Here is a 24,510-nt window from a genome sequence, read left to right on the forward strand (position 1 = left end):
ACACAGAAGGATTGGCCATGAGTGATGACCACAGCAAATCGCCGGCCCAGGCCGATGCCTGGCGTCAGCTGCGCTCGCTGACCTCGGCGCGCATCGCCCTGGGGCATGCCGGCACCAGCCTGCCGACCGCAGCGCAACTGGACTTTCAGTTCGCCCATGCGCAGGCACGAGACGCGGTGCATCTGCCATTCGATCACGCGCTGTTGAGCGAACAGCTGGCAACGGGTCAGCGCGAATGCCTCACGCTGCACAGCTCGGCGGCGGACCGGAATGTCTACCTGCAACGACCCGATCTGGGGCGCAGGTTGTCCGCCGATTCGGTGGAGCAGCTGCGCGGCTATGCCCAGGCCCACCCGCAAGGCTTTGATCTGGCGGTGGTGGTGGCCGATGGCTTGTCGTCGCTGGCGGTGCAGCGTCATAGCCTGGCGATGCTTGGGCGGATCGATGAAATGGCGTTGGCCGAAGGCTGGAGTCTGGCGCCGGTGACGCTGGTCGAGCAGGGGCGGGTCGCGGTGGCCGATGAAGTGGCAGAGCTGCTCAAGGCGCGGATGGTGGTGATCCTCATCGGCGAGCGCCCAGGGCTCAGCTCGCCGGACAGCCTTGGCCTGTACTTCACCTACGCGCCACGGGTCGGCCTCAACGATGCCGCGCGCAATTGCATCTCCAACGTACGCCTTGAAGGCATGAGTTACGCCATGGCCGCCCACAAGTTGCTGTACCTGATGCGCGAGGCCTGGCGCCTGCAGTTGTCCGGGGTCAAGCTCAAGGACGACGCGCAAGTGCCAGTATTGGAAGCGGGGGATGGCGTGCGCCCGGGGAATTTCCTGATTGGCGGCTAGGTGCCGCTCCGCATCTGCTTCTGGGAAAGGGTTTGCTGGCGCTTCGCGCCAGATCGTCGGCAAGCCAACTCCCACGCCCTCCGGGCAGAAGCGGGTGGACATCTGACGGCCTGCGCGCAGAAGCAATCGACCCCTGTTGCGCCGCCTGCTTTTGATTCTGGCCGCAGGCCGTGGGAGCTTGGCTTGCCAGCGATCTGCCGGGCACCGGCAGTAGAGTCAGATGGCGCGGCGGGCCAGGTGCATCGCGTGAACAGGCTTTGCTGGCGCTTCGCGCCAGATCGTCGGCAAGCCAACTCCCACGCCCTCCGGGCAGAAGCGGGTGGACATCTGACGGCCCGCGGGCAGAAGCAACGGACCCCCTTGCGCCGCCTGCTTCTGATTCTGGCCGCAGGCCGTGGGAGCTTGGCTTGCCAGCGATCTGCCGGGCACCGGCAGTAGAGTCAGACGGCGCGGCGGGCCAGGTGCATCGCGTCCACAGGCTTTGCTGGCGCTTCGCGCCAGATCGTCGGCAAGCCAACTCCCACGCCCTTCGGGCAGAAGCGGGTGGACATCTGACGGCCCGCGCGCAGAAGCAATCGACCCCTGTTGCGCCGCCTGCTTTTGATTCTGGCCAGAGGGCGTGAGCGGGCTTGTCCCGCGATCGGCGGGGAACCCGTCGTCAAACCGGATGACGCGGTGTGTCAGAAACACCGCAGGCGCAGGTTTTACGACGACTGCGTCGCCGCTCGTCCGAGTGCGGCCCAGAGGCAAGCCCGCTCCTACTTGCGCTCGAGGGGCATGCCCGCTGCTACGGGTGTGGCGTTTGTGCCGGATCCGAGGTGGGTGGGCAACGCTGACCGGCGCGTGTCGCTGGCGCCAGAATCATCCGCACCGCGCAGGCGGTGCCGAACAGAATCAGGCCCAGTCCCACGACTTCGGCCAGGGTCGGCAGGCGATGATTGAAGGCCAGGCCCAGCACTGTGGCGAAGAACGATTCCAGTGCGATCAATTGCCCGGACAAGACCATCGGCAGACGGCGCGAAGCCATGTTCCAGGCCCAGGCGCCAATCACTGAAGAGAGCAAGGCGATCGACAGCGCCCAGCCGTAAAGCTCGATGGCCGCTGGGATGGCAACGCCCAACACCGGCAGGCGCAGCAGATCAGCCGCCAAGGCCAGCGGCGTCAGCAGCAGGGCAGCGAGCCCTGCGCCAATCATCATCAGGCAGGTCCAGGCGCTGGTCGCCTCGCCGTGCAGGCGCTCCAATGCCGCCTGATTGACGGCACTGAACGACAGCCACAGCAACACTGCGCCCACCGAACATGCAAGGCCCAGCCACAGCTCGGCAGCCGGGCCGGGCGGATCGCCGATCGCCTGCCGATTGATCAACACCAGACCCAGGCACAGCAGTGCTATCGGCATTGCCAATTGGCCCCAGCGCAGCGAGCGATGCCTGGCGTTACCCAGCAAGGCCTGCAACATCGGCACCGCTGCGATGAATGCGGCAATCATCAGCGGGCCGCCGTAGATCACGCCGCCGGCAATACAACTGCTGTAGCCCAGATACCCCAGCACACCGAGCCCCATGGCGGTCATCCATTGGCGTGCATGCAAGCCGCGCAATTGTGCGCGGTACCGCGCCAGCAGCAGAGCACCCAGCACCCCGGCCATCACGAACCGCACCAGCATGAAGTCGGCGATGCTGTAGCCCTGCAGTACATAAGGTGCGATGAAGTTGCAGGCCCAGCTCATGGTGGCGAGCACGGCAAATCCGACGCCTTGCAAGATGACCGTACGCGATGCACTCATGCTGACTCCTGCCGTGCTGTTACGGCTGCCTGGGGTTTGAAACATCCCTGCAGCCCGATGAAAATACCTGTGCCGTTTGAAACCACCTCGTCACCTGACGCCGACCTCTGGCAGTCCGGCTTGCCTGCGCTGACGTTCTTGGGCTCCTTCCCGCCGTCAAGCCCTAGTCCGTGTGACGTTGTGCGAGCCATATCTTGCCGATCCTGCGCGCTGTGCTACAAATGATGTCTTCGTCAGCATGCATTACTGGAAATCATGAATAAGCTGGGTAAGTCCTTGCCGCCGCTGGCCAGCCTGTTGCCCTTCGAAGCAGCCGCGCGCCTGCTGAGCTTTTCTCGCGCCGCCGATGAATTGCACCTGACCCAGGCCGCGGTCAGTCGGCAGATCCGGGCGTTGGAAGACAGTCTGGGCATCCGCCTGTTTCAGCGCCGCAACCGGGGGGTGTTCCTCACCGACGCCGGACGCGAATTCAGCCTCACCCTGGGTAATGCATTGCGCGAGGTCGCCAGCACCGCAGATCGACTGCGCGGGGTGGCCGGCAAGAATGAAGTGGTGTTGCTGTGCCAGCCCTGTGAAGCATTTCACTGGCTGATGCCCAGGCTGTCGAACTTCCACCAGCAGTACCCGCACATTGAATTGAAGATGGTCACCTGGACCGCTCCCCTGACCGAGTTCCAGGGGTACTTCGACGTGGCGATGCAGAGCAGCAATCGCGACCACGGCCTGCACCCGCTGTTGTTCAGCGCAACGGACGAGGTGTTCCCGGTGTGCAGCCCCGGTTACCTGCGAGGTCGCACCGCCGTGGGTCTCGATGAGCTGAGCGGCCACACCTTGCTGCACCATGATGCGTTACCGGTTTATCAACTGGAGTGGGATACCTGGCTGGCGACCTTCGGCGCTGAAGTGCCGCCGGGTGCCCGGCGGCGGTCGTTCGACACTTACGCGCTGATGCTGCACGCAGCGGTGGAAGGTCACGGGCTGGCCATGGGCTGGCGGCGCACCTCGCAGCGAATGCTCGACAACGGCGTTTTGCTCGCGCCGTTCTCGCAGAGCGTTCACCTGTGCGAAGCGCTGTCGGTCTATCGCCGTGATGGGCAGGCACCGCGCGAGGAAGCCAATCGGCTGATCGAATGGTTGCGGGTTGAGTTGACATGATTGAGCGGGCGATCTGCCGCAGGACGGAGGTTCATCAACAATGAGCATGAGCAACGATCAACACATGCCGGCCGCCATGGGGCATTTCCTGGGTGAGTTCTGGCAGGCACTGGCGGGCGATCCCGAGCAGCTGCTGCGGTTGCGCATCAGCGCACAAGGATCACTCCCCTCAGTGTTCGCCGTCACCGATTTCGCCGCCGCCGCGGTGGGCGTCGCTCATCTGGCGGTCAGCGAGCTACTGCAACAGGTGTCGGGCACAGCACCACAGGTGGTGGTAGACCGGCGCCTGGCCTCGTTGTGGTTTGCCAGCTCGCTTCGTCCGCAAGGCTGGGCGCTGCCGGCGCAGTGGGACGCCGTGGCAGGTGATTATCAAACCGCAGACGGCTGGATCAGGCTGCATACCAATGCGCCGCATCACCGTGACGCGGCGTTGGCCGTGCTCGGCACCCGCGCCGATCGTGATGCCGTGGCCAAGGCGGTCGGTCGCTGGCAAGCCAGTGCGCTGGAAAGCGCCATCGTCGAGCGTCAGGGCTGTGCCGCCGCCATGCGCACGGCCCGGCAATGGGCCGTGCATCCACAAGGCATGAGCGTCAACGCTGAGCCATTGCTGCATCGCCAGCGCGGGCCGCAGGGCGCACCGGCGACCTGGGCAGGCAGCGTCGAACGGCCGTTGCATGGCATTCGGGTGCTGGACCTGACGCGGATTCTGGCCGGCCCTGTCGCCACCCGGTTTCTCGCCGGGTTCGGCGCGCAAGTACTGCGCATCGACCCTTACGGCTGGGAAGAACCGGGCACGGTGCCGGAGGTGGTGCTGGGCAAGCGCTGCGCCCGACTCGACCTGCGCGCGCCGGCGGACCGTAGAACCTTTGAGCAACTGTTGATCCAGGCCGATGTGCTGATTCATGGTTATCGAGCCGATGCGCTCGCGCACCTGGGGTTGGGCGTAGAACGTCGTCGTGAGCTCAACCCCGGGCTGGTCGACATCTCGCTGGATGCCTATGGCTGGACCGGCCCATGGCGCGAGCGCAGGGGGTTCGACAGTCTGGTGCAGATGAGCAGCGGAATCGCCGACGCCGGGATGCGCGCCAGCGGCAGCGACAAACCTGTGCCATTGCCGGTGCAGGCACTCGACCACGCGACGGGTTACCTGATGGCCGCTGCGGCTGTCAGCGGGCTCAGCCAACGCCTGGTTAGCGGCCACGGCAGCCAGATGCAGGCGTCTCTCGCGCGCAGTGCCAGGCTGCTCATGCAATGCCCGGTCGATTTCCCGACAGCGCACCCGCTGACCCCTGTGCAATCAGCGGACTTTGCCCCACACATCGAACACAGCGCCTGGGGCCCGGCGCAACGACTCAAGCCAGCGGGGCAGGTGCAGGGCGCGCCGACCCGCTGGGATCTTGCCGCCTGTGCGTTGGGCAGCAGCGAGGCCACGTGGCTTTGAAGCGGGGCATCAACCCTGCAGCTGCCTGATCGAGCACTGCAACCGGGAGCGATCAGGCGCCAGCGATCATCAGGTCCAGGTTCTGCACCGCAGCACCGGCTGCCCCTTTGCCCAGGTTGTCGAAGACCGCCGCCAACAGCACATGCCCGGCGTTCTCGAAGACCATCAGACGCAGTTTGTCGGTGTCGTTCAATTGCCGAGGATCGAGCCCGCTCAGGGCCTGTGACTGCTCCATCGGCATGACCTCGACAAAATCGCTGCCAGCGTAATGTTGCTCAAGGCAGGCGTGCAGCCCAGCGCCCGTCACGCCTGGGCCCAGCAGTCGCAGTTGCAGGGGGATGGTCAGCACGATGCCCTGACGGAACGAGCCGTAGGCCGGGATGAACATTGGCCGCTCGCTCAAACCGCTGTAGCGCTGGATTTCCGGAACATGCTTGTGCGCAAGGCTCAGGCCGTAAATCTGAAACGGCGTGGCCTGCGCCGCGTCCGGCCCTTCGAACTCATCGACCCCGGCACGGCCTTTGCCCGAGTAGCCGGAGACGGCGTTGATGCTGATCGGGTAATCACGCGGCAGCAGCCCTGCGTCCAGCAACGGACGCAGCAGGCCCACCGCGCCGGTCGGGTAGCAGCCCGGGTTGCTGACCCTTCTGGCCGTGGCGATGAGTGCTTGCTGCTGCTGACTCAGCTGGGCAAAACCGTAGACCCAGTCAGGGTCGGTGCGGTGCGCCGAACTGGCATCGATTACCCGTACCGCAGGGTTTTCGATGCTTGCCACGGCGGCGCGTGCGGCGTCATCCGGCAGGCACAGCACGGCGATGTCGGAGGCATTGATCGCTGCTGCCCGGCTTTTCGGGTCCTTGCGCTGTCCGGCGGGCAAGGTGACCCGTTTCAGGTCGGTGCGGCCTTGCAGGCGCTGGTGAATCTGCAGACCGGTTGTGCCTTGGTCGCCGTCGATGAAAACAACAGGGATGGTCATGTTCTGCCCTCGGCATCAGTGGTCAATGGCGATCATCTTCCGATAGCGACTAAGATAGAGAAAGTTGAATTTAATGACGTTCGTGTTCAGCTTTTCTGAAGGTGACGGTGTATGCGTGAAATCAGTCTGGACCGCCTGCGAACCCTGCTGGTGATTGCCGAGCACGGCTCGTTCGCCGAGGCGGCGAGGGTGCTCAATCTGGCGCCGCCTACCGTCAGCCTGCACATTGCCGATCTGGAGGCGCGGATCGGTGGCCCGTTGCTGTCCAGGACCCGGGGGCGGATTCAGCCAACGGCGATTGGCGAGACCCTGATCGAACGCGCCCGGCGTCTGCTGGCCGATGCCGAGCAGGCGCTGGAGGATGTCGAGCGCCAGGTAAAGGGGCTGGCGGGGCGCGTGAGGCTGGGTGCGTCGACCGGCGTTATCGCGCAACTGATCCCGCAGGCACTGGAAACCCTGGGTCAGGATCACGCCGGCATCGACGTGCAGGTCGCGGTGCTGACCTCCCAGCAGACCTTGCACAAGCTGGGCGACGGCAGTCTGGACATCGGCGTCATCGCTTTGCCGCAATCGCCGGTCAAAGGGTTGCAGATCACCCCGTGGCGACGCGACCCGATCATGGCCTTTTTGCCGGCTCGCTGGGAGTCCCCCGAGGTGATCACTCCCCCGTGGCTGGCCGGCCAGTCGCTGATTCTCAACGACAACAGCACGCGCCTGTCGCGCCAGGTAGGGGAGTGGTTCGCCAGCCAGGGTCCGCAACCGACGCCGCGGATCCAGCTCAACTACAACGACGCGATCAAGAGTCTGGTGGCCGCAGGTTACGGTGCGACCTTGCTGCCCCACGAGGCCTCGACGCCACCGCCGGAAACGCGAATCGCCATGCGGGCTTTGCAACCGCCGCTATGGCGGGAACTGGGCATCGCCCATCGCGGCGGAAACGTCGAACGTTCGACGCAGCATGTGCTGCAGGTGTTGTGGGGGCTGCAAGCGCTGTAAGCCGCTGGCGGGTCGGCGCAGGCAAGCAGCACCGTGTAATCGACCGCTGATGGTTTTCACCCCGGTCAGCTTTCAGCCCGATCGGGCGGGCACGGCCGGGATTTTTTCACGGCTGCAAAACACTGCTTTAATCACTGTTGCGCGCCACGCCTGAGCAGCCCGCCTGCGGGGCCAGGTCGCCAGTCGACATTCGATGAGGAAGCACACCGATGACCCGTCTCACCGCCAAGGATTTCGCCCCGGAACTGCTCGAGCTGTATGACTTCTATGTGCATGGCAAAATCAATCGCCGCGAGTTTCTTGATCGCGCCGCGGTGTTCACCCTGGGCGGCCTCACGGCGACGGCGATTCTGGCGTCCTTGAGCCCGGATTATGCGCTGGCCGAACAGGTCGAATTCACCGACCCGGACATCGTCGCCCAGTACATTGCCTATCCCTCGCCCAAGGGCCACGGCCAGGTTCGCGGTTATCTGGTGCGTCCGGCCAAAGCCACCGGCAAGGTGCCTGCGGTGCTGGTGGTGCATGAGAACCGTGGCCTCAATCCTTACATCGAAGACGTTGCCCGGCGTCTGGCCAAGGCCGGATTCGTGGCGCTGGCACCCGATGGCCTGTCCTCGGTCGGCGGCTACCCCGGTAATGATGACAAGGGCCGGGAGCTTCAGCAGCAGGTTGACCCTGAAAAGCTGATGAATGATTTCTTTGCCGCCATCGAGTGGCTGATGGCGCACCATGCATCGACCGGCAAGGTGGGCATCACAGGTTTCTGCTATGGCGGTGGGGTGGCCAATGCCGCTGCTGTCGCGTATCCGGAACTGGCCGCCGCAGTGCCGTTCTACGGCCGGCAACCCAAGGCCGAGGACGTCGGCCGGATCAACGCCCCTTTGTTGCTGCATTACGCCGAGCTGGATAAACCCATCACCGATGGCTGGCCGGCCTATGAGCAGGCGCTCAAGGCCGCCGGCAAGACCTACCAGGCCTGGATCTATCCCGGCGCCAACCACGGCTTTCACAACGACTCGACCCCCCGTTACGACGATGCAGCGGCCAGACTGGCATGGGACCGGACGCTGGAGTGGTTCAACAAATATCTGGTGTAAATAGACGCTCGATGATGCGCGGGTCTGAACTAACCGGTTTGTCACAGCTCTGCCTGGCCCGGCGTAACGACACGGCCAACTGTCGAAACGCCGGGCACAGGATTGTTTATGTCGATTGCAGCTTCGTCGGTTTTTTGGATCCGTTTCTCAGCGACTGCTAGAGTAACGTCTAATTAACTAATGCATTAACAACCCTTCGGCGGCGACAGCCATTAATGACTGTAAGTTCAACGCTTTACTCTGACATGTGCACTGCGGCACACTCTCGTGCCCACGCGGACGGGGCCTTCGGGCGGTCACAAGCGAAAGCAAATCTTGTACAGACCCTCTTTTAGTGTAAAAGTTTTTGAAAAACATCAACTTGTTGAAAGCGCTATAAAACCTTTTGCAATGCGTTTTTTATCTGCTAATAATCCTCGCAGTTCCGGGTAATAAGGACTGGCTTAGTTTCACAATGAAGTGAATATCGAATTATCTCTGCGATTGTTTCTACCCGTTGATAAAAACTACCTGTCAGTGATCTGAGCCGTTTATGGCCTCAGGCCGCTGCCGAGCGGCGCATGTCGATGCGCGGGAGGAATGAATGGCGCGTGCACACTCCAGGCTTAAAGTCCTTTCGATTTTCGGTACCCGACCGGAAGCCATCAAGATGGCGCCACTGGTCAAGGCGTTGGCCGCCGAGCCCGGGATCGACTCGAAGATCTGCATCACCGGTCAGCATCAGAGCATGTTGCAGCAGGTGCTGGACATGTTCGAGCTCAAGGCCGACTACACACTCGATGTGATGACCCCGGGGCAGACCCTCAATACCCTGACCGCTGCGCTGTATGCAGCCATCGACCCGGTGCTCGAACATGCCCAGCCAGACACGGTGCTGGTGCATGGCGACACCACCTCGGCGATGGTCGCCGCGATGTCGGCGTTCCATCGGCGCATTCCCGTGGCGCATATCGAAGCCGGCCTGCGCACGGGTGACATCCACCAGCCCTGGCCGGAAGAGATGAACCGGCGCAGCATCGATCTGATCTCCGATCACCTGTTCACGCCCACCGCGCAGTCGCGCCGCAACGTGCTGGGCGAGCGGTTGCAGGGCACCTCGTTCGTCACCGGCAATACGGTGATCGACGCGCTGAAAATGACCGCCGAGCGCATCGACAGCAACCGCCAGTTGCGCGTGGCGCTCGACCGCCAGTTCAGCTTTCTGGACCCTGCGCGCAAGATGCTGCTGGTCACCGGCCACCGCCGGGAGAATTTCGGCGACGGCTTTCTCGACATCTGCAAGGCGCTGCGCACGCTGGCCAGTCGCGACGACATACAGATCGTCTACCCGGTTCACCTGAACCCCAATGTGCTGGGGCCGGTGACCGAACAGCTGGGTGACCTGGCCAACGTGCACCTGATCAAACCCCTGGATTACCTGTCGTTCGTACGCCTGATGCAACTGGCCCATGTGGTGCTGACCGACTCCGGCGGCGTACAGGAAGAAGCCCCGTCGCTGGGCAAGCCGGTGCTGGTGATGCGCGATGTCACCGAACGTCCCGAAGCCGTTGCGGCGGGCACCGTGCGCCTGGTGGGCACCAATCCCGATGCCATCGTGCGTGGCGTGTGTGCATTGTTCGATGACGAGCAGTTGTGGCGCATGGCCTCGCAATCGGCCAACCCCTACGGCGACGGCAATGCCTGCGCACGTATCGTCGACGCCTTGATGGGCCGCCCGGTGGATGAGTTCGTCGTGCAGCTGCCCGGCAAACGTTCAGAGCCGGCCGAGGCGCAACGCCCGCCCGTGCACCTGCGTTCGGTTTCCAGTCTGCATTAGCGACGTCGCCGACCACCCGGCCGGCCATTGCCATGGCCCGGCCCGATGATCCCTGTGGGAGCGGATTGAACCGCGAGAGCACACGCCCGGCGTTGTCGGCCCGTGCATTCGCCGGGCGCCCACGCACATTCGTATTGATCGAGAACTGCCTGAATGAAGTCTTCCGTTACCGTTCACCCGGCGGCGTTGCACGCCCTTGCCTGTGGCTTGAGCCTGCTGGCTGTCGCCCCTGCCTTCGCGGTCGCCGCCGAGAGCCCGTTAAGCCAGGCTATCGGCCGTCTGAATGCCGACACTCGCCAGCAGCGAGTCGTCGAATTGCGCGACCTGGGGATCGACCGCCCGATCATTCTCAATGCCACCGACGCCCGCCGTGAGTTGTACCTGCCGGTCCCCGGCGATGTGCCCTTGACCGATGCCACGCTGCATTTCGACGCCAGTTACCTTAACGGCGAAGCCGGGCGCAACACGCTGCTGCTGTCTCTGGACGGATACCCGGTGCGCGCGCTGGGGCTCAATGAGGGGGAGGGCGATGCCAGCGCCGTGCTGGGTGTGGACAAAGCGCCGCGAAACAGCGGTTCGGTGCGACTGGGCATTGGCTGGTCGTCGATCATCTCCCGGGTGCAATGCGAGGACGACCGCGCCATCGGCAACGTGCTGCGCATCGATCCTCATACCCGCCTGAGCTACAGCTACGATGCCAGCCAGTTGCAGGACGTCGGTGCCGCCTGGAATGCCTTGCCGGGCAAGCCGGGCATCCTGGTCGCTCCCGGACCGCTGTCCGGCGCCAGTTATGACGCAGCCTGGCGTCTGGGGGTGGGCCTGGAGCGTATCGGCAAGCAGGCGCGGATCGTGCCGTTTCCATCGCTCAAGGACAGCATCGACCTGGGGGCTTTGAGCATTCCGGCGGAACTCAGGGCCATTCCGGCCTTCGCCAGCCTCGACGGCAAAGGCCAGCGCACGCTCGATGATCCGGCGCAGATCGGTGCGCTGCTGATGCTCGGGCAGGCGCCCGCGCTGAATGCCGATATGGCGGTCAGTGATCCGCAGTTGCTCAAGGCGATCAACGACTCGCTGGATGCCCTGCAACGCCAGGTGCAAAGTCTCGATCCAGCCGCCGCCGGCGCATTTGCCCAATGGCGTGAGCGCCATGTCAACGCGGCGATCACCGCCACCGGCAGCGACAATGTTCGTCTGGCACTGCTCGGCGCGCACCCGGTGCTGATGATCAATCAGGATGCCGCAGGCAAAGCCATCGGTCTGTTCAGCGCCGCCTGGAACAAGCTGGCACGCAGCCGTCAGCTGACCGTGGGTGAAGAAGCCAACATGCCGCTCAGCGAAGACGGGCGGGTAGCCCTGACGCGGTTGGGCGGCCAGCCTGGCAGCATCGATGTGCTGGCCAAGGCCGACTGGAGCGCAAGCTTTGCGCTGGGCAGCATGGCCTATGACGGCCGCGTACCGGTCAGCGCCGCAGTGGATGTCGCCGCTGCACCGGGCGCCTCGGGCACCGCGCCGGTGGCCAGCCTGTTCCTCAACGATTTCCTGATTGGCGCCCGGCAGCTGGATGCCAATGGCCAGAAAGAACGCATCGAAGCACGTATCCCGCGCTACGCACTGGCCGCGCAAAATACCTTGCGGGTGTCGTTCCAGCGTCAGCCGGTCAGCGACCTGTGCCGGGAAACCCCACAGGCGTTCCCGGTCTCGATCCTGCCCAGCAGCCATCTGACCCTGGAAAAGACCGCACTGGACAATGACTTCTCCGGCATGGCCGCGCGTTTCGCAGCGGCCACCGATTTGTGGGTCCCGCAGAGCTATCTCGACCGTCCGGCCAGCAGCCTGCCGCAGCTGATTCGGGTCGCCAGTGCCAGTGGTGTTTCGCCGTTGCGCGCGCAGCTTAAGGTCAGTGACGACGCCAAGGTGGCAGTGACGCCCGATAAGCCGTTTCTGGCCTTCGAGGTACCGGTCAAGGGCAGCGACGAGTCGGTGCAGGTCGACTACCAGGGCCAGCTGCTGATTCATCACAAGGAGCAGACCCTGCTCGACCTCAAGTCGCTCAACCATCTGGCGGTCCTGCAAGTGGTCGAGTCCGGCAGCCAGCATGGCATGCTCTATCGCACCCTGGGTGGCCAGGCGCCGAATTTCGGCCGGCCAGTGCTGCTCGAGCGCGGCAACGTGACCATTCTGGGTGACGACGGGCCGCTGACCACCTTTGACGCGAAGGATCCGACGGGCAGTCAAATGATCGACGACCAAGAGCCCAAGGGCCTGGATGCATGGCGCAAACCCTCGGCGCTGTGGCTGATTCCGGCAGCGCTGATCGCCTTTCTGTTGCTGCTGCTGGCCGGCCGTCGCGCCCGTCGCAACCGACAGTAAGGGCGCTGCGATGACCTCGCTCTATTGGCCCTACTGGCTGGCCCATTACTACAGCGCGCTGGAGGTCGCGACCATAGTGGTCGCGGCCATCATCCTGGTGTCCAGCGTGGACGATCTGTTCATCGACCTGTGGTACTGGGCCCGGCGCCTGTATCGCAAGTTCACTGCCGAGCGCCGCTATCGGCCGCTGACCGCCGAGCAACTGATGGCCCGTGATGAGCAGCCGTTGGCAATCATGGTGCCGGCGTGGCTGGAATACGACGTCATCGCGCCGATGATCGAGAACATGGTGGCGACCCTGGACTACCAGAACTACGTGGTTTTCGTCGGCACCTACATCAACGATCAGCGCACCATCGATGAAGTCGAGCGCATGCGCCGTCGTTACAAGCAGCTGCATCGCGTGGAGGTGCCCCACGCCGGCCCGACCTGCAAGGCCGACTGCCTGAACTGGGTGATCCAGGCGATTTTCCTCTACGAGCAGACCCATGGCGTAAGCTTTGCCGGGGTGGTGTTGCACGACAGCGAGGACGTGCTGCATCCGCTGGAAATGCGCCTGTTCAACTACCTGCTGCCGCGCAAGGACATGATCCAGCTGCCGGTGGTATCGCTGGAACGCAACTGGTACGAGTGGGTCGCAGGCACCTACATGGATGAGTTCGCCGAGTGGCACGGCAAGGACCTGGTGGTACGCGAAAGCATGACCGACAGCGTGCCCTCTGCCGGCGTCGGCACCTGTTTCTCCCGCCGCGCCCTGCATGTGCTGGCCGATGAGACCAACAACCAGCCGTTCAACACCGACAGCCTGACCGAGGATTACGACGTCGGCGCGCGTCTGGCCCGCTATGGCATGAGTGCGATCTTCGTGCGCTTCCCGGTGCTGTACCGGGTGCTGCGCAAGTCCTGGTTTCGCGCGCCCTACGAGTCGACCCTGGAAATGCCGTTATGCGTGCGCGAGTTCTTCCCCGATACCTTTCGCACCGCCTTCCGTCAGAAAGCCCGCTGGACCCTGGGCATCGGCCTGCAAGGCTGGGAGCAGATGGGCTGGAGCGGATCGCTGGCCAATCGTTATCTGTTGTTCCGCGACCGCAAGGGCGTGGTCACCTCGTTTGTCAGCATCATCGCCTACGTGATTCTTGCCCAGTTGCTGGTGCTGATCGTGCTGCGTGCCAGCGGCCTGTGGAACACCAGCTTCCCGACGCCCTTCGAAACCAGTGGCCTGGTCGGTTTTCTGCTGGCGGCCAACGGTGTGGCGTTGCTCTGGCGCATGGCTCACCGTTGCTACTTCACCACCATCATTTACGGCTGGCAGCACGGGCTGTTGTCGATGCCGCGGATGGTCGTTGGCAACTTCGTCAACTTCATGGCCGCAGCCAGGGCCTGGCGCCTGTTTCTGGTGGGCAAGCTGCTCAATCGCAAACTGGTCTGGGACAAGACCATGCATGATTTCCCGTCCACCGATCTGGTGGCGCGGGCGCCGCGCAAACTGGGCAGTGTGCTGTTGTCGTGGCAGGCCATCAACGATGAAAACCTGCAGATCGCGCTCGACGAGCAACAGACCCGGCAGATGCCCCTGGGTCGCATCCTGCTCAGTCATGGCTGGCTCGACGACGAAACCCTGGCCGAGGCCATCGCTTTCCAGAACGACCTGCCGCGGGTGTTCGACGTCGCGGCCAAGGTGCAGCCGACGTCAGTGCTGGCCGATGAGTTCTGTTTGCGCTGGCGCGTGGTGCCGCTGGCGCTGGACATCCAGGGACGTCCGGAAGTCGCTGTGGCCAGTCCTTTATCGGAAGAGGGATTGCTGCAACTGACCGAGCAGATGGGCGTGGAACCGGTGCAGCTGATCGCGCGGGAAAGCGAAATCGTCACGCAGTTGCGCCAGCTGCAAGTCGTCGTCGGTCAACCCTTGCCTGCGGCCACGCCGCTGCTGGGTGAGTTGCTGATCGATCAAGGCTTGCTGGAACGGCAGACCTTCGACCGCGCCATGCTGCATTACCGTCCGCATGTCCATGGCCGCATCGGCGACTACCTGGTGGACAGCGGTGTGCTGTCGCGTGAAACCATCGAACAGGCAGTGGCGTACCAGCACAGCCACCCTTCATCGAATGATCGAACGGAGCAACCGTCATGAAGCTTGCGCAGTTTTGCCATCGCAGGCTCAGGTTCAATCTGGGTCTGAGCCTGGGGATGCTGCCGTTGCTGTGTCAGGCGCAGTCGCAGCCGCAAATCCTGCCTCTGCCGTTGACCGGGCCAGCCTTCGTCATCGCCAATGAGGCCTACAGCGCCTACAACGACAAGGACTACGATCTGGCAATTGCCAAGGCTCAGGAGGCATTGCGTCAGCGGGCCGACGTGGACCGGCTGCGCAAGCTGATCACCCTCGCTGAGCGCGACAAGGACCGCCGTGACCACCCCGAGCGCTACCCGGACGCTCGGCGCAAGCCGGGTTATCTGGACGGCAGCCGTGCCTTGCGCGCCTACGCCAACGGCGACTACCAGCGCTCGGCGGACTTCGCCCGCAAGGCCATCAGCCAGGCGCCGGGCAACCTCGATTACCGCATGATGCTGATCGAAGCCTTGCAGCGTCAGCAACGCCTGGATGAAGCCGAGGTCGCCACCCATCAGGCCATCGACGCGGTCGGACAGCAGCCGGCCTTGAGCCGCCGGTTGCAGACCCTCCATGAGCAGATGGCCGTGCTGGTCGCCGCCAAGGGTTACCAGGCCCTGGCGCGGGGCGACAATGATGCAGCGGTCAGTTATGCCCGTGATGTGGTCCGGCGTTTCCCCAACGAGATTGCCTACCGTCGTTTGCTGGTCAGTGCATTGATCGCCCAGGAGCAATATGCCCAGGCGCGTTCGGCGGCTACCGAGGCGCTGGCGCTGAAGGGTAATGACGCCACCTTGCTGGCCCAGCGCGGGCAGATGCGCCAGCGCCTGGGCGATTCGCGCGGCGCGCAGCAGGACTTCGCCCAGGCCCTGGCCGTGGGCAATCTGCCGCTGCGCGAACAGGCGTCCTTGTACGCTGCCATGGGTCAGCCACATGAGGCGATGGAGCGTCTGCAACAGGCTCGCGATGCCGGTGAATTGCAGCCGGGCGACGAAGTGCAGATGGCCTATTTCCTCAGCCAGGCCGGCGATGATCGCGCCGCCCTTGCGGTGTTCAAGCGTGTGGACCGGCACAACGGTCTGGCGCCCAAAGAAGTCCAGGATGCGGCCTACACGGCAATGCGCAGCCCCGACGATGTACAAGCCATCGCTTACTTCAAGCGGGTGCTCGATTACCAGCAGACCGGCGATTTGCAGATGCCCGACCAGCAGGTGTTCGACACTCGCCGTGCGGTGTCCGATCTGTCGCGGGTATGGGGCGTGACCAACACCACGACTTATCGCGGCGCCAGCACCAGCAACGGTTTGAGCGGCGCGCCGAGCAGCAGCAATGACAGCGTGCAGAACAGCACCGAGGTGTTCTGGCGCCCGGCCGGCTATCGCGATGCACGTTTCGTCGAGCTGTACGGGCGAGTCACTGACACCCTGTGGAACAAGGACAGCGGCAACGACAAGGGGCTGGACGCCCTGCAAGGCGCGGTCGGTGCGCGCATCAAGCCGTTCTCCGAATACAACGTCATGGCGGCTTTTGAACGCACCTTCCCGCTGGCCGGTTCCAGCGTCAAAGGCGACTGGCTGGTGCGGCTGGGCTATGGTTCGAGCATCGGCACCGACCTGCGGGTGGATGTGCCGAGCTGGTGGACTTCGCAGTTCTATGCCGAAGGCGGGCGCTACCTGCAGGACAAGCGCAATTACTTCAACAGCGAGTGGCAATTGGGTCGCAGCATTCGCCTGGATCGGGTCAGCCGGCGGTTGGTGATCTTTCCGCATATCGTTGCCGCCGCCGATTACGACTCGAAAATGCACAGCCAGGTCGATGCCATGGGCCGTAACCACACATCCTCCGACAGCGCCGGTGGCGCCGGGGTGGGGATCGGCGTGCGCTACTGGTTCCGCGAAACCCGGCACAAGGCGCCACAATCCTATATCGACTTCTCCGTGCAATACCGCGAGAAGGTGTTCGGCGATGACAGCGCCCAGGGCGTGTTCGCGCGCATGACCTATTCGTGGTGAGGGATGCATTGAATAAACCGCAGATGTCGTCGCTGCTCAGAGTCTCGCTGGCTGCGCTGCTGATGGGCGCCCTGGGGCTGGCGGTCGAGGCGTTGTACGAGTTGGGCCACAGCCTGCGGCCGAACGTCGTCGGCATCGTCTGGCAGCCGGACAACGCCACGGTGGGTATCGAGGGCCAGTGGCAGAAGCTGGGGGTGCATCAACTGCTGGTGCAATGGACGGCAGTGGACGGGCAGGCGTTCGTGGCCGCTTCTGGCGTGCCCCAGGTGCCGGTCCTGCCCGACTGGGCCCGCATCGCCAAAGAGCCGTGGGCGCAGGAGGCGATTGTCGGCCTGGCCGGTTATTTCAGCGAAAACCGCTCGCGGGACAACATCGAGGAACTGGCGGCGTTGTCCGAGCGCATGGCCGCGGTGAAGACGCCGCTCAACGTTACCGGGTGGTATTTCCCGGCGGAAGTCGACCCCAGCTGGAGCCGCGCCAAAGAGCTACCGGCGCTGCTCGCCAGACTGCCAAGGCCGCTGTGGATCAGCGTTTACGACGGCGCCAACATTGGCCCCCAGGCCACGGCCGACTGGCTAGAATCCTGGTTGCCGGATGACATCGGCGTGTTCTTCCAGGACGGCGTCGGAGTCTATGCCCGCACAGCGCCGGTGGCACGTACCTATGCCGATGCGCTGCGCAAAACGCTTGGCGCCAACCGGGTAAAAATCATCGTCGAAGCGTTTCGTCCGCAAGTCGGTGGTGGCTTTCGTTCCGCCACCGCTGAAGAGTTGAAACCCCAGCTTGCGGCGTACTCGGGGTACCCGCTGTACCTGTTCGACGGCCCGCACTACGTGACGCCGGAGGTGGTGGAGGGGTTGTTGAAGTAACGCGCAGGAAGCTGACTCGGGCTCAGAGCTCAGAGCGAGGCATGATCGTTCCCACGCTCCGCGTGGGAATGCGCCTCCCGACGCTGCGCGTCACCCCAACACAAAACGCGCCGCGATCAATTCTTGCGGCCTACCCCGAACCCACTGTAGGAGCCGGCTTTTGGCAGAAGCTGGGTGCGTTCATCTTTAGTCTTCCTTGGCACCAAAAGTTTGCAGGCGTGACCCGCCAAGGGGCATGTGTTGCCGTCATCATTCCCTGTATGCCCGTCAACACCCCCGGTTATCAAGCTCTGCAGCGCTATGGCTCAGCTATTGCTTTGAATGGATTCAAACTTGGATACAAGATGGAATCCGTGATGCAGAACCCTCAACACCCCCTGTTTGGCCGGACCGTGACCCAGTGGCTTGCTGCTTACCAGAGCGGCGAATTGACCCCGGACAGCTTGCTCACGCTGCTCAAGGTCTATCCGGCGACGGACCCCGCGTGGATCTCGCTGGTCAGCGCGGCACAGCTCAGCGCGCAGCTGGCGGAGTTGGCCGGCCGCCTGGAGGCCGCAGGCGGCGAGATTGGCAAACTGCCGCTGTATGGCGTGCCGTTCGCCATCAAGGACAATATCGATGCCGCGCAATGGCTGACCACCGCCGGCTGCGCGGAATTCGCCTATACCGCCAACGAGGATGCGAGCGTGGTGGCGCGCCTGCGGGCCGCCGGTGCGATCCTGATGGGCAAGACCAATCTCGATCAGTTCGCCACCGGACTGGTCGGCACGCGTTCGCCTTACGGCGCGGTGCCTAACAGCTTCAATGCCGACTACGTGAGCGGGGGTTCCAGTTCCGGTTCGGCATCGGTGGTCGCGCGCGGCCTGGTGGCGTTTTCCCTGGGGACTGACACGGCAGGTTCCGGTCGCGTACCTGCCGGTTTTAACAACATTGTGGGCTTGAAACCGACCAAGGGCCGCCTGTCCAATACCGGGCTGGTGCCCGCCTGTCGCACGGTGGACTGCATTTCGATTTTTGCCCTGACGGTCGAGGACGCCGAATGCGTGGCCGGCGTCGCCGAAGGTTATGACCCCCGCGACGCTTACTCGCGGCGCAATCCCAATAGCGCACCGGTCGGTTTCAGCAGAGGCCTGAAGCTCGCCGTGCCCGCGACCCTGGAGTTTTTTGGCGATACGCAGAATCAGGCGGTCTATGAGCAGGCGCTGCTGACCCTCGGCCAAATGGGCGCCGAACTCACCCGCATCGACTTCACCCCGTTTCAAGCGCTGGCCGAACAGCTGTATTACGGCTCCTGGGTGGCTGAACGTACTGTTGCCCTGGCGTCGATGCTTGCGTCCAATCCGGATGCGATCAATCCGGTGGTGCGCGGCATTGTCGAAAACGGCTATGCCTACAGCGCCTGTGATGCCTACACAGCCGAGTACTTGCGCGCGACGCTGAGTCGGCAGATCAATGAGGCACTGGCAGATTTTGACGCGCTGGTCGTGCCCACCTCGGCGACGATCCGTACCCTCGCTGAAATGGCGCAGGAGCCGGTGCTGTACAACTCGCAGTTCGGCTTCTACACCAACTTCACCAACCTGGCGGATCTGTCGGCGCTGGCATTGCCGGCGGGGCTGCGCGCCGATGGCTTGCCTGCGGGCATCACCCTGATCGCGCCCGCCTGGCATGACACGGCGCTGGCCGGATTTGGCAAGCGCTGGCAAGCGCATCTGGGCCTGCCGATGGGCGCAACCGGTGGCCCGTTACCAGCAGCATCGGCGGCACAGACGCCGCAGGGCAGTGTCCGCGTTGCCGTAGTGGGCGCGCACCTGACCGGCATGCCGCTGAACGTCCAGCTGACCGGCCGCGACGCGGTGTGGGTCGAGCAGACCCTGACCGAGAGCAGCTACCGGCTTTATGCACTGCCCGGTACCGTGCCGCCGAAACCCGGGCTGGCGAAGGCCGAAAATGGCCAGTCGATCATCGTCGAGTTGTGGGATATCCCGCTGGCCCGTTTCGGCGAGTTCGTCGCCGAAATCCCCGCGCCGCTGGGCATTGGCAACCTCAAGCTGGCGGACGGCCGCAGCGTGAAGGGCTTTATCTGCGAACCCTGGGCGCTGAGCGATGCGTTGGACATCACCGGCTTCGGCGGCTGGCGAGCCTACATCGCCAGCCTGAAAAAAACCTGATCGACCGGCTGAACCCTCTGTAGCAGTACGGCTGTTGTTGCCCGGCCGGACGGCCACAGGACTGCGTCATTTCCCGACTACTCGCTGGACAGAACCATGCAGATTGCCAAGACGCAAACGCCCAAAGCGCGCCCGGACAACTTGGCCGAGCGCATCTACCAGCAGCTCAAGGACGACATCTTCGAATTCCGCCTGTTGCCCGGCGACCGCTTCAGCGAGAACGAGGTGGCCGAACGTGTGCAGGCCAGCCGCACGCCGGTGCGTCAGGCGCTGTATCGGCTGGAACGGGAGGGTTACCTGCAGGTGTATTTCCGCAGTGGCTGGCAGGTCAGGGCGTTTGACTTCAGTTACTTCGAGGAGCTCTACGACGTGCGCATCGTCCTTGAAAGCGCGGCCGTGGCGCGCCTGGGGCAGATAGACCTTGAGCGCAATCCGATCGTGGATGAGCTGAAACGTACGTGGCTGGTCACCCCGACCGAGCGCTTGCTGGATGCGGCGCGGGTGTCGGCGCTGGACGAGCGTTTCCATTGCGCCCTGGTCGAAGCGGCAGGCAATAGCGAGATGGCCCGCATGCACCTGGAAATCACCGAGAAGATTCGCATCATCCGTCGCCTGGACTTCACCCAGACGCCGCGTATCGAAGCGACCTACGCCGAGCACGCCCAGATCCTCAGCGCCATCCTTCAGCGTCGCATCGAACCGGCCCAGCAAATGCTCAGAAGCCATATCGAAATCAGCAAACAAGAGGTACGCAAGATTACTCTGCACATGCTGCATGTGGCGCGCCAGCGCAGTCAGCTGAAACCACCATCGAAGTTAAGCGTCCCCTGAAGCAGTCCGGCTCGCCGGCGGTAGCGCTTGGGTGAACGCTACCGCCGGCAAGCCGGACTGCTACCAATGACGCGATGGTTTGAACATCTCGCGCCAGGTCAGGCTGCCGCGTACGGCGGGTAGTCAACGTAGCCTTTGGCATCGCCACCGTAGTACGTGTCGCGATCGGGCGGGGTCAACGGCCAGGCGTTTTTCAGGCGTGCTACCAGATCCGGGTTGGCGATGAACGGCTGGCCGAACGCAGCCAGATCGATCAGGCCTGCGTCCACCAGGTCCTGGGCGCGTTCCAGGGTCATGTCACCGGCCAGAATCAATGCGGTCTGGCCCAGTTGCGCCTTGCAGTGGGTCAGCAATGTGCGCAGGGCCTGTTCCTGGGCAGCGGAGTCTTCGCCTGCGAGGAAGAAGTGCGACTGATCCATGACGTGGACGTAGGCAATCCCACGCTCGCTCATGCCCGCGCAGAGGGCCGAGTAGGTCTCGTCGATCTCAGGATAAATGGGCATATCGAACAGTTGCCCGTACGGGGAAATGCGAATGCCCACCCGGTTCGCGCCAATTCGCGCGCTGACCGCGTCAACCACCTCGAACACAAAACGCAGGCGGTCCTGCAGATCCTTCGCCGAGTAGCGATCAGTGCGGTCGTTGACCAGCGGGTTCAGGAACTGCTCGATCAGATAACCGTTGGCGCCATGAATTTCCACGCCGTCGAAGCCTGCGTCCACCGCGTTCTGCGCCGCCTGGGCGAAGTCTTCGACGACCCGGCCGACTTCCTCGGTGCTCAGGGGGCGAGGGGTAGAAGTCGGCACGAACCCGGGCTCACCGCTCTCGGTATAGCCAAAGGCGATTGCGCCCTGGGCCGGTTTTCCGGTGGAGCTGACCGGCGCCTTGCCGTCCAGTTGAATCGAGGTATGGGACACGCGGCCCACATGCCAGAGTTGAGCGAACATGCTGCCGCCAACGCTGCGCACCGAGTCGGTCACCAGCTTCCAGCCCTTGACCTGCTCCTGGGTGAAAATACCCGGGTTGAACAGGTAGCCCTGGCCTTCGCGGGAGATGGGCGTGCCCTCGGAAACGATCAGGCCGGCAGTTGCGCGTTGCGTGTAATGCAGCGCGATCTGCGCGGTGGCGATGTCTTGCGGTGCGCGTGAACGGGTCATCGGCGCCATGACGAAGCGGTTGCTCAGGGTCAGGCCCTTGAGGTCGTATTGTTCAAACAGATCGATCATGGGTATAGCGCTCCGACCGCAGGTGGCGGTCTCTGGGTAAACGATGGCGCCATGGTAGGAGCTTGCTAAAACAGCCACAATGCGGGCAATTGGCAAAATACTATTGCGATAAGCGCAATCAAGACGAGGCACTTTCGATGCATCTCAAGGCCCACAGGTTCTTCGCCATGGTGGCCGTGACCGGCAGTTTTTCCGCCACGGCGCGGCATTTTCAGGTGCCGGCTTCGTCGGTGTCGCGCTTCATCGCAGCACTGGAGCGCGAGGTCGGCCAACAACTGCTGTATCGCAACACCCGCGCTGTAAAGCTCACCGAAGCCGGCGAACGCTATTACGTGCAGATCCGCGAAGTGCTCGAATTGCTGGACGCCGCACACGAGAAGGTCACCGGCAAGGGCGCGGGAATTGGTGGCCTGGTGCGGATCAATGCGCCTGTTGCCCTGGGCAATCTGCACATCGTCAGGCTGCTCGACGGCCTATACGAAAAGTACCCGCAGCTGACCGTCGAGCTGACCGTCACCGATGCATTCATCGACCCGGTACAGGAGGGCGCCGACATCACATTCCGGGTCGGGCATTTGCAGGACTCGGGCCTGATCGGACGCAAAATCTGCGATCAGCAACACGTGCTGTGTGCAAGTCCCGCCTACCTGAAAAAACATGGCGAACCGAAGACCCCGGATGACCTGCGCGATCATTCTTGTCTGGTCTACAAGGGGTCAGGCGGCGCGCAGCGTTGGCATTTTCGCGACCCCGAGGGCGGCCCGTTGCACATCATCGACGTCGACGGCCCGCTGCGCAGCAACAATGCGCAGGTGCTGGTGGAGGCGGCATTGGCGGGCAGGGGTATCGTGTTTTTCCCGTCCTGGCTGTTCAGCAAAGCCAGCTTTGCCGATCACCGTCTGGTGCGGTTGTTGCCGCAATGGGGTGGGTCGGTCGAGCAGGTGCAGAGCCAGATTTACCTGCTGTCCCCGGAAAACCGCCTGCGTTCACAGAAGACCCGGGCGGTGTGGGATTACTTTGTACAGGCGATCGGCTCGCCACCGTATTGGGACGATCTGGAAGGGTAGGGCGCCCGCCGACCCCCATGTCCGGCACATACCCCTGCAGCAGTCCGGCTTGCCGGCGCAGACGCCCTTGAAATCGCTACCGCCGGCAAGCCGTGCTGCTACAGGTCAATGCTCCTCAGGCCCGTCATGCAGCAGATGAAAGATGCTGCGCTTCATGCGGATGAATTCCGGGTCCATGACCATGTCCAGGTTGCGCGGGCGACCGATGGGCACGTCGAGCACCTCCTTGATCCGGCCGGGGCGGGCGCCCATGACGAAGATCCGGTCGCCCAGAAGGATGGCCTCGTCGATGTCATGGGTGACGAACAGCACGGTCTTCTTGCTGTGTTCCCAGACCTTGAGCAGCAGTTGCTGCATCTGCAATCGGGTCTGGCTGTCCAGCGCGCCGAAGGGCTCGTCCATCAGCAGGATCTGCGGGTCGTTGGCCAATGCCCGGGCAATCGCCACGCGTTGCATCATGCCGCCGGACAGCTGCCTGGAATAGTTGTCGGCAAAGCGGTGCAGACCCACCTCGTTGAGGTAGAACTCGACGATGTCCTTGCGCTCGGCCGCCGGCATGCCACGGCGCTTGAGGCCGAATTCGATGTTCTTGCGCACGGTCAGCCAGGGGAACAGCGTGTAGCCCTGAAACACCATGCCGCGATCGGCACCGGGCCCATCGACCTGCTTGCCGCCGACGTAGATGTCGCCGGAGGTGGGCTCGGCCAGGCCTGCGGTCAGGTACAACAGGCTGGATTTGCCGCAGCCCGAGGGGCCGACCAGGACGGCGAACTGCTGGTCGGGGACCTCGAACGAAACCTTGTCCAGCGCAGTGAACGTGCTGCCCGACGGTGTCTTGTACTGCAGCGTGACGTTGTCCACCCGCAGGCGCGGCGTGGCGGTGGCGGCGGCCGGTGCCATGACTGGCGCCATTCTGAGTGAGGTTGCCGAACTTGCGGTTACTGAGCCCATGCGGCCACCTTCAAGCGAAGAAATCTGAACAGTTGGTCGGTGATCAGGCCCAACAGGCCGATGACCGCGATCGCCAGGAAAATCACGTCGACCTGAAACCCGCGCATCGCCTTGAGGCTCAGGTAGCCCAGGCCGCTGGAGGCGGCGACCAGTTCGGCCACCACCAGATAGGTCCAGGCCCAGCCCATGGTCACGCGCAGGGTGTCCAGTACACCCGGCAACGAAGCCGGCGCGATCACATGCAGCACGGCATCGGTGCGGCTGGAGCCCAGGGTGTAGGAGGCGTTGATCAGGTCCTTGGAAATGCCCTTGGACACGTCGGCGATCATCACCAGTTGCTGAAAGAACACGCCGAAGATGATGATCGACACGCGTTGCTCCAGACCGATGCCGATCCACAAAATGAACAGCGGCACGAACGAGGTCACCGGCAGGTAGCGGATGAAGTTGACCAGTGGTTCGAGAAACGCCTGGACCACCCGGAAGCTGCCCATCAGCAAACCGATGGGCACCGCCACCACCGACGAGATCACAAAGCCGACCATCACCACTTCGAGACTGGCCCAGACGTGCGGGCCCAGGGTGCCGTCACGGGCCAGGCGCATCGCTGCATCGAACACCGCGCCCGGTGTCGGCAGGAACATCGCCGGGACCACGCCGCCGTAAGAGAGAAAAGCCCACAGGCCGATCAACAAGGCCCAGGCCAGGCCGCTGGCACTCCAGATCACCTGGATCGGCAGGCTGGTCTTGGGCGTAAGGCAACGGTTCAGCCACGAGTTGCGCTTGGACATGACGTGCTC

At 63.6% G+C, this 24,510-nt stretch carries 18 protein-coding genes; 13 read left to right on the plus strand and 5 right to left on the minus strand.

Features of this window, described 5'->3' with window-relative positions; translation table 11 throughout:
• Nucleotides 1–17: 17 nt before the first annotated feature.
• Nucleotides 18–839: an ethanolamine ammonia-lyase subunit EutC gene (gene eutC, locus ACI2KS_RS07940; RefSeq protein WP_404618858.1), complete on the plus strand. Its 822-nt coding sequence runs from the start codon at nucleotides 18–20 to the stop codon at nucleotides 837–839.
• A gap of 787 nt (nucleotides 840–1,626) precedes the next feature.
• Here eutC and ACI2KS_RS07945 read toward each other — a convergent pair.
• The gene (locus ACI2KS_RS07945) at nucleotides 1,627–2,625 is read right to left on the minus strand and encodes a DMT family transporter (RefSeq protein WP_404618860.1); all 999 of its coding nucleotides are present in this window, start codon (nucleotides 2,623–2,625) and stop codon (nucleotides 1,627–1,629) included.
• Nucleotides 2,626–2,880: 255 nt separating this feature from the next.
• Between ACI2KS_RS07945 and ACI2KS_RS07950 the strand changes: the two genes are divergently transcribed.
• Together ACI2KS_RS07950 and ACI2KS_RS07955 are read left to right on the plus strand one after the other, a co-directional pair.
• Nucleotides 2,881–3,780, plus strand: a complete 900-nt coding sequence (locus ACI2KS_RS07950; RefSeq protein WP_404618862.1) for a LysR family transcriptional regulator — start codon at nucleotides 2,881–2,883, stop codon at nucleotides 3,778–3,780.
• A 46-nt stretch (nucleotides 3,781–3,826) separates the two neighbouring features.
• Nucleotides 3,827–5,221: a CoA transferase gene (locus ACI2KS_RS07955; protein ID WP_404619484.1), complete on the plus strand. Its 1,395-nt coding sequence runs from the start codon at nucleotides 3,827–3,829 to the stop codon at nucleotides 5,219–5,221.
• Nucleotides 5,222–5,273: 52 nt separating this feature from the next.
• On the opposite strand, the gene argC is transcribed toward ACI2KS_RS07955, so the two are convergent.
• The gene (gene argC / locus ACI2KS_RS07960) at nucleotides 5,274–6,197 is read right to left on the minus strand and encodes an N-acetyl-gamma-glutamyl-phosphate reductase (protein WP_404618864.1); all 924 of its coding nucleotides are present in this window, start codon (nucleotides 6,195–6,197) and stop codon (nucleotides 5,274–5,276) included.
• Nucleotides 6,198–6,308: 111 nt separating this feature from the next.
• On the opposite strand from argC, the gene ACI2KS_RS07965 reads away from it, so the two are divergent.
• The 9 genes from ACI2KS_RS07965 (at nucleotide 6,309) to ACI2KS_RS08005 (ending at nucleotide 20,466) form a co-directional block, all read left to right on the plus strand.
• The gene (locus ACI2KS_RS07965) at nucleotides 6,309–7,193 is read left to right on the plus strand and encodes a LysR family transcriptional regulator (RefSeq protein ID WP_404618866.1); all 885 of its coding nucleotides are present in this window, start codon (nucleotides 6,309–6,311) and stop codon (nucleotides 7,191–7,193) included.
• A gap of 209 nt (nucleotides 7,194–7,402) precedes the next feature.
• Nucleotides 7,403–8,290, plus strand: coding sequence for a YghX family hydrolase (gene yghX / locus ACI2KS_RS07970; protein ID WP_404618868.1), 888 nt, complete (start codon nucleotides 7,403–7,405; stop codon nucleotides 8,288–8,290).
• A 583-nt stretch (nucleotides 8,291–8,873) separates the two neighbouring features.
• On the plus strand, nucleotides 8,874–10,106 hold the full coding sequence (wecB, locus tag ACI2KS_RS07975) for a non-hydrolyzing UDP-N-acetylglucosamine 2-epimerase (protein WP_404618870.1): 1,233 nt from the start codon (nucleotides 8,874–8,876) through the stop codon (nucleotides 10,104–10,106).
• Nucleotides 10,107–10,259: 153 nt separating this feature from the next.
• Nucleotides 10,260–12,476, plus strand: coding sequence for a hypothetical protein (locus ACI2KS_RS07980; protein WP_404618872.1), 2,217 nt, complete (start codon nucleotides 10,260–10,262; stop codon nucleotides 12,474–12,476).
• A 10-nt stretch (nucleotides 12,477–12,486) separates the two neighbouring features.
• Nucleotides 12,487–14,607, plus strand: coding sequence for a glycosyl transferase family protein (locus ACI2KS_RS07985; protein ID WP_404618874.1), 2,121 nt, complete (start codon nucleotides 12,487–12,489; stop codon nucleotides 14,605–14,607).
• Nucleotides 14,608–14,663: 56 nt separating this feature from the next.
• Complete coding sequence (locus tag ACI2KS_RS07990; RefSeq protein WP_404619486.1) at nucleotides 14,664–16,595, plus strand: tetratricopeptide repeat protein; 1,932 nt, start codon at nucleotides 14,664–14,666, stop codon at nucleotides 16,593–16,595.
• Between the two features lie 23 nt (nucleotides 16,596–16,618).
• The gene (locus ACI2KS_RS07995; RefSeq protein WP_404619488.1) at nucleotides 16,619–17,464 is read left to right on the plus strand and encodes a hypothetical protein; all 846 of its coding nucleotides are present in this window, start codon (nucleotides 16,619–16,621) and stop codon (nucleotides 17,462–17,464) included.
• 356 nt (nucleotides 17,465–17,820) lie between these two features.
• Nucleotides 17,821–19,635, plus strand: a complete 1,815-nt coding sequence (atzF, locus tag ACI2KS_RS08000; protein WP_404618876.1) for an allophanate hydrolase — start codon at nucleotides 17,821–17,823, stop codon at nucleotides 19,633–19,635.
• 96 nt (nucleotides 19,636–19,731) lie between these two features.
• Nucleotides 19,732–20,466, plus strand: coding sequence for a GntR family transcriptional regulator (locus ACI2KS_RS08005; protein WP_404618878.1), 735 nt, complete (start codon nucleotides 19,732–19,734; stop codon nucleotides 20,464–20,466).
• A 98-nt stretch (nucleotides 20,467–20,564) separates the two neighbouring features.
• Here ACI2KS_RS08005 and ACI2KS_RS08010 read toward each other — a convergent pair whose 3' ends face one another.
• Nucleotides 20,565–21,692 (minus strand): alkene reductase, encoded by a 1,128-nt coding sequence (locus ACI2KS_RS08010; protein WP_404618880.1) that lies wholly within the window; start codon nucleotides 21,690–21,692, stop codon nucleotides 20,565–20,567.
• A 137-nt stretch (nucleotides 21,693–21,829) separates the two neighbouring features.
• Between ACI2KS_RS08010 and ACI2KS_RS08015 the strand changes: the two genes are divergently transcribed.
• A complete protein-coding gene (locus ACI2KS_RS08015) occupies nucleotides 21,830–22,759 on the plus strand; it encodes a LysR substrate-binding domain-containing protein (protein ID WP_404618882.1) in 930 nt (309 codons plus the stop codon).
• A gap of 105 nt (nucleotides 22,760–22,864) precedes the next feature.
• Here ACI2KS_RS08015 and ACI2KS_RS08020 read toward each other — a convergent pair whose 3' ends face one another.
• Both ACI2KS_RS08020 and ACI2KS_RS08025 read right to left on the minus strand, forming a co-directional pair.
• On the minus strand, nucleotides 22,865–23,710 hold the full coding sequence (locus tag ACI2KS_RS08020; RefSeq protein WP_404618884.1) for an ABC transporter ATP-binding protein: 846 nt from the start codon (nucleotides 23,708–23,710) through the stop codon (nucleotides 22,865–22,867).
• On the minus strand, nucleotides 23,698–24,501 hold the full coding sequence (locus tag ACI2KS_RS08025) for an ABC transporter permease (protein ID WP_404618886.1): 804 nt from the start codon (nucleotides 24,499–24,501) through the stop codon (nucleotides 23,698–23,700). The genes ACI2KS_RS08020 and ACI2KS_RS08025 overlap by 13 nt, the downstream gene beginning before the upstream one ends.
• Nucleotides 24,502–24,510 lie beyond the last annotated feature (9 nt).

It is taken from the genome of Pseudomonas sp. NPDC087358 (assembly GCF_044900785.1).
Lineage (GTDB): Bacteria > Pseudomonadota > Gammaproteobacteria > Pseudomonadales > Pseudomonadaceae > Aquipseudomonas.

Excerpts from the sequence above, each read along its gene's own strand:
- eutC (WP_404618858.1), top strand. The coding sequence starts at position 18 with ATGAGTGATGACCACAGCAAATCGCCGGCCCAGGCCGATGCCTGGCGT.
- ACI2KS_RS07945 (WP_404618860.1), bottom strand. The coding sequence starts at position 2,625 with ATGAGTGCATCGCGTACGGTCATCTTGCAAGGCGTCGGATTTGCCGTG.
- ACI2KS_RS07950 (WP_404618862.1), top strand. The coding sequence starts at position 2,881 with ATGAATAAGCTGGGTAAGTCCTTGCCGCCGCTGGCCAGCCTGTTGCCC.
- ACI2KS_RS07955 (WP_404619484.1), top strand. The coding sequence starts at position 3,827 with ATGAGCAACGATCAACACATGCCGGCCGCCATGGGGCATTTCCTGGGT.
- argC (WP_404618864.1), bottom strand. The coding sequence starts at position 6,197 with ATGACCATCCCTGTTGTTTTCATCGACGGCGACCAAGGCACAACCGGT.
- ACI2KS_RS07965 (WP_404618866.1), top strand. The coding sequence starts at position 6,309 with ATGCGTGAAATCAGTCTGGACCGCCTGCGAACCCTGCTGGTGATTGCC.
- yghX (WP_404618868.1), top strand. The coding sequence starts at position 7,403 with ATGACCCGTCTCACCGCCAAGGATTTCGCCCCGGAACTGCTCGAGCTG.
- wecB (WP_404618870.1), top strand. The coding sequence starts at position 8,874 with ATGGCGCGTGCACACTCCAGGCTTAAAGTCCTTTCGATTTTCGGTACC.
- ACI2KS_RS07980 (WP_404618872.1), top strand. The coding sequence starts at position 10,260 with ATGAAGTCTTCCGTTACCGTTCACCCGGCGGCGTTGCACGCCCTTGCC.
- ACI2KS_RS07985 (WP_404618874.1), top strand. The coding sequence starts at position 12,487 with ATGACCTCGCTCTATTGGCCCTACTGGCTGGCCCATTACTACAGCGCG.
- ACI2KS_RS07990 (WP_404619486.1), top strand. The coding sequence starts at position 14,664 with ATGCTGCCGTTGCTGTGTCAGGCGCAGTCGCAGCCGCAAATCCTGCCT.
- ACI2KS_RS07995 (WP_404619488.1), top strand. The coding sequence starts at position 16,619 with ATGTCGTCGCTGCTCAGAGTCTCGCTGGCTGCGCTGCTGATGGGCGCC.
- atzF (WP_404618876.1), top strand. The coding sequence starts at position 17,821 with ATGCAGAACCCTCAACACCCCCTGTTTGGCCGGACCGTGACCCAGTGG.
- ACI2KS_RS08005 (WP_404618878.1), top strand. The coding sequence starts at position 19,732 with ATGCAGATTGCCAAGACGCAAACGCCCAAAGCGCGCCCGGACAACTTG.
- ACI2KS_RS08010 (WP_404618880.1), bottom strand. The coding sequence starts at position 21,692 with ATGATCGATCTGTTTGAACAATACGACCTCAAGGGCCTGACCCTGAGC.
- ACI2KS_RS08015 (WP_404618882.1), top strand. The coding sequence starts at position 21,830 with ATGCATCTCAAGGCCCACAGGTTCTTCGCCATGGTGGCCGTGACCGGC.
- ACI2KS_RS08020 (WP_404618884.1), bottom strand. The coding sequence starts at position 23,710 with ATGGGCTCAGTAACCGCAAGTTCGGCAACCTCACTCAGAATGGCGCCA.
- ACI2KS_RS08025 (WP_404618886.1), bottom strand. The coding sequence starts at position 24,501 with ATGTCCAAGCGCAACTCGTGGCTGAACCGTTGCCTTACGCCCAAGACC.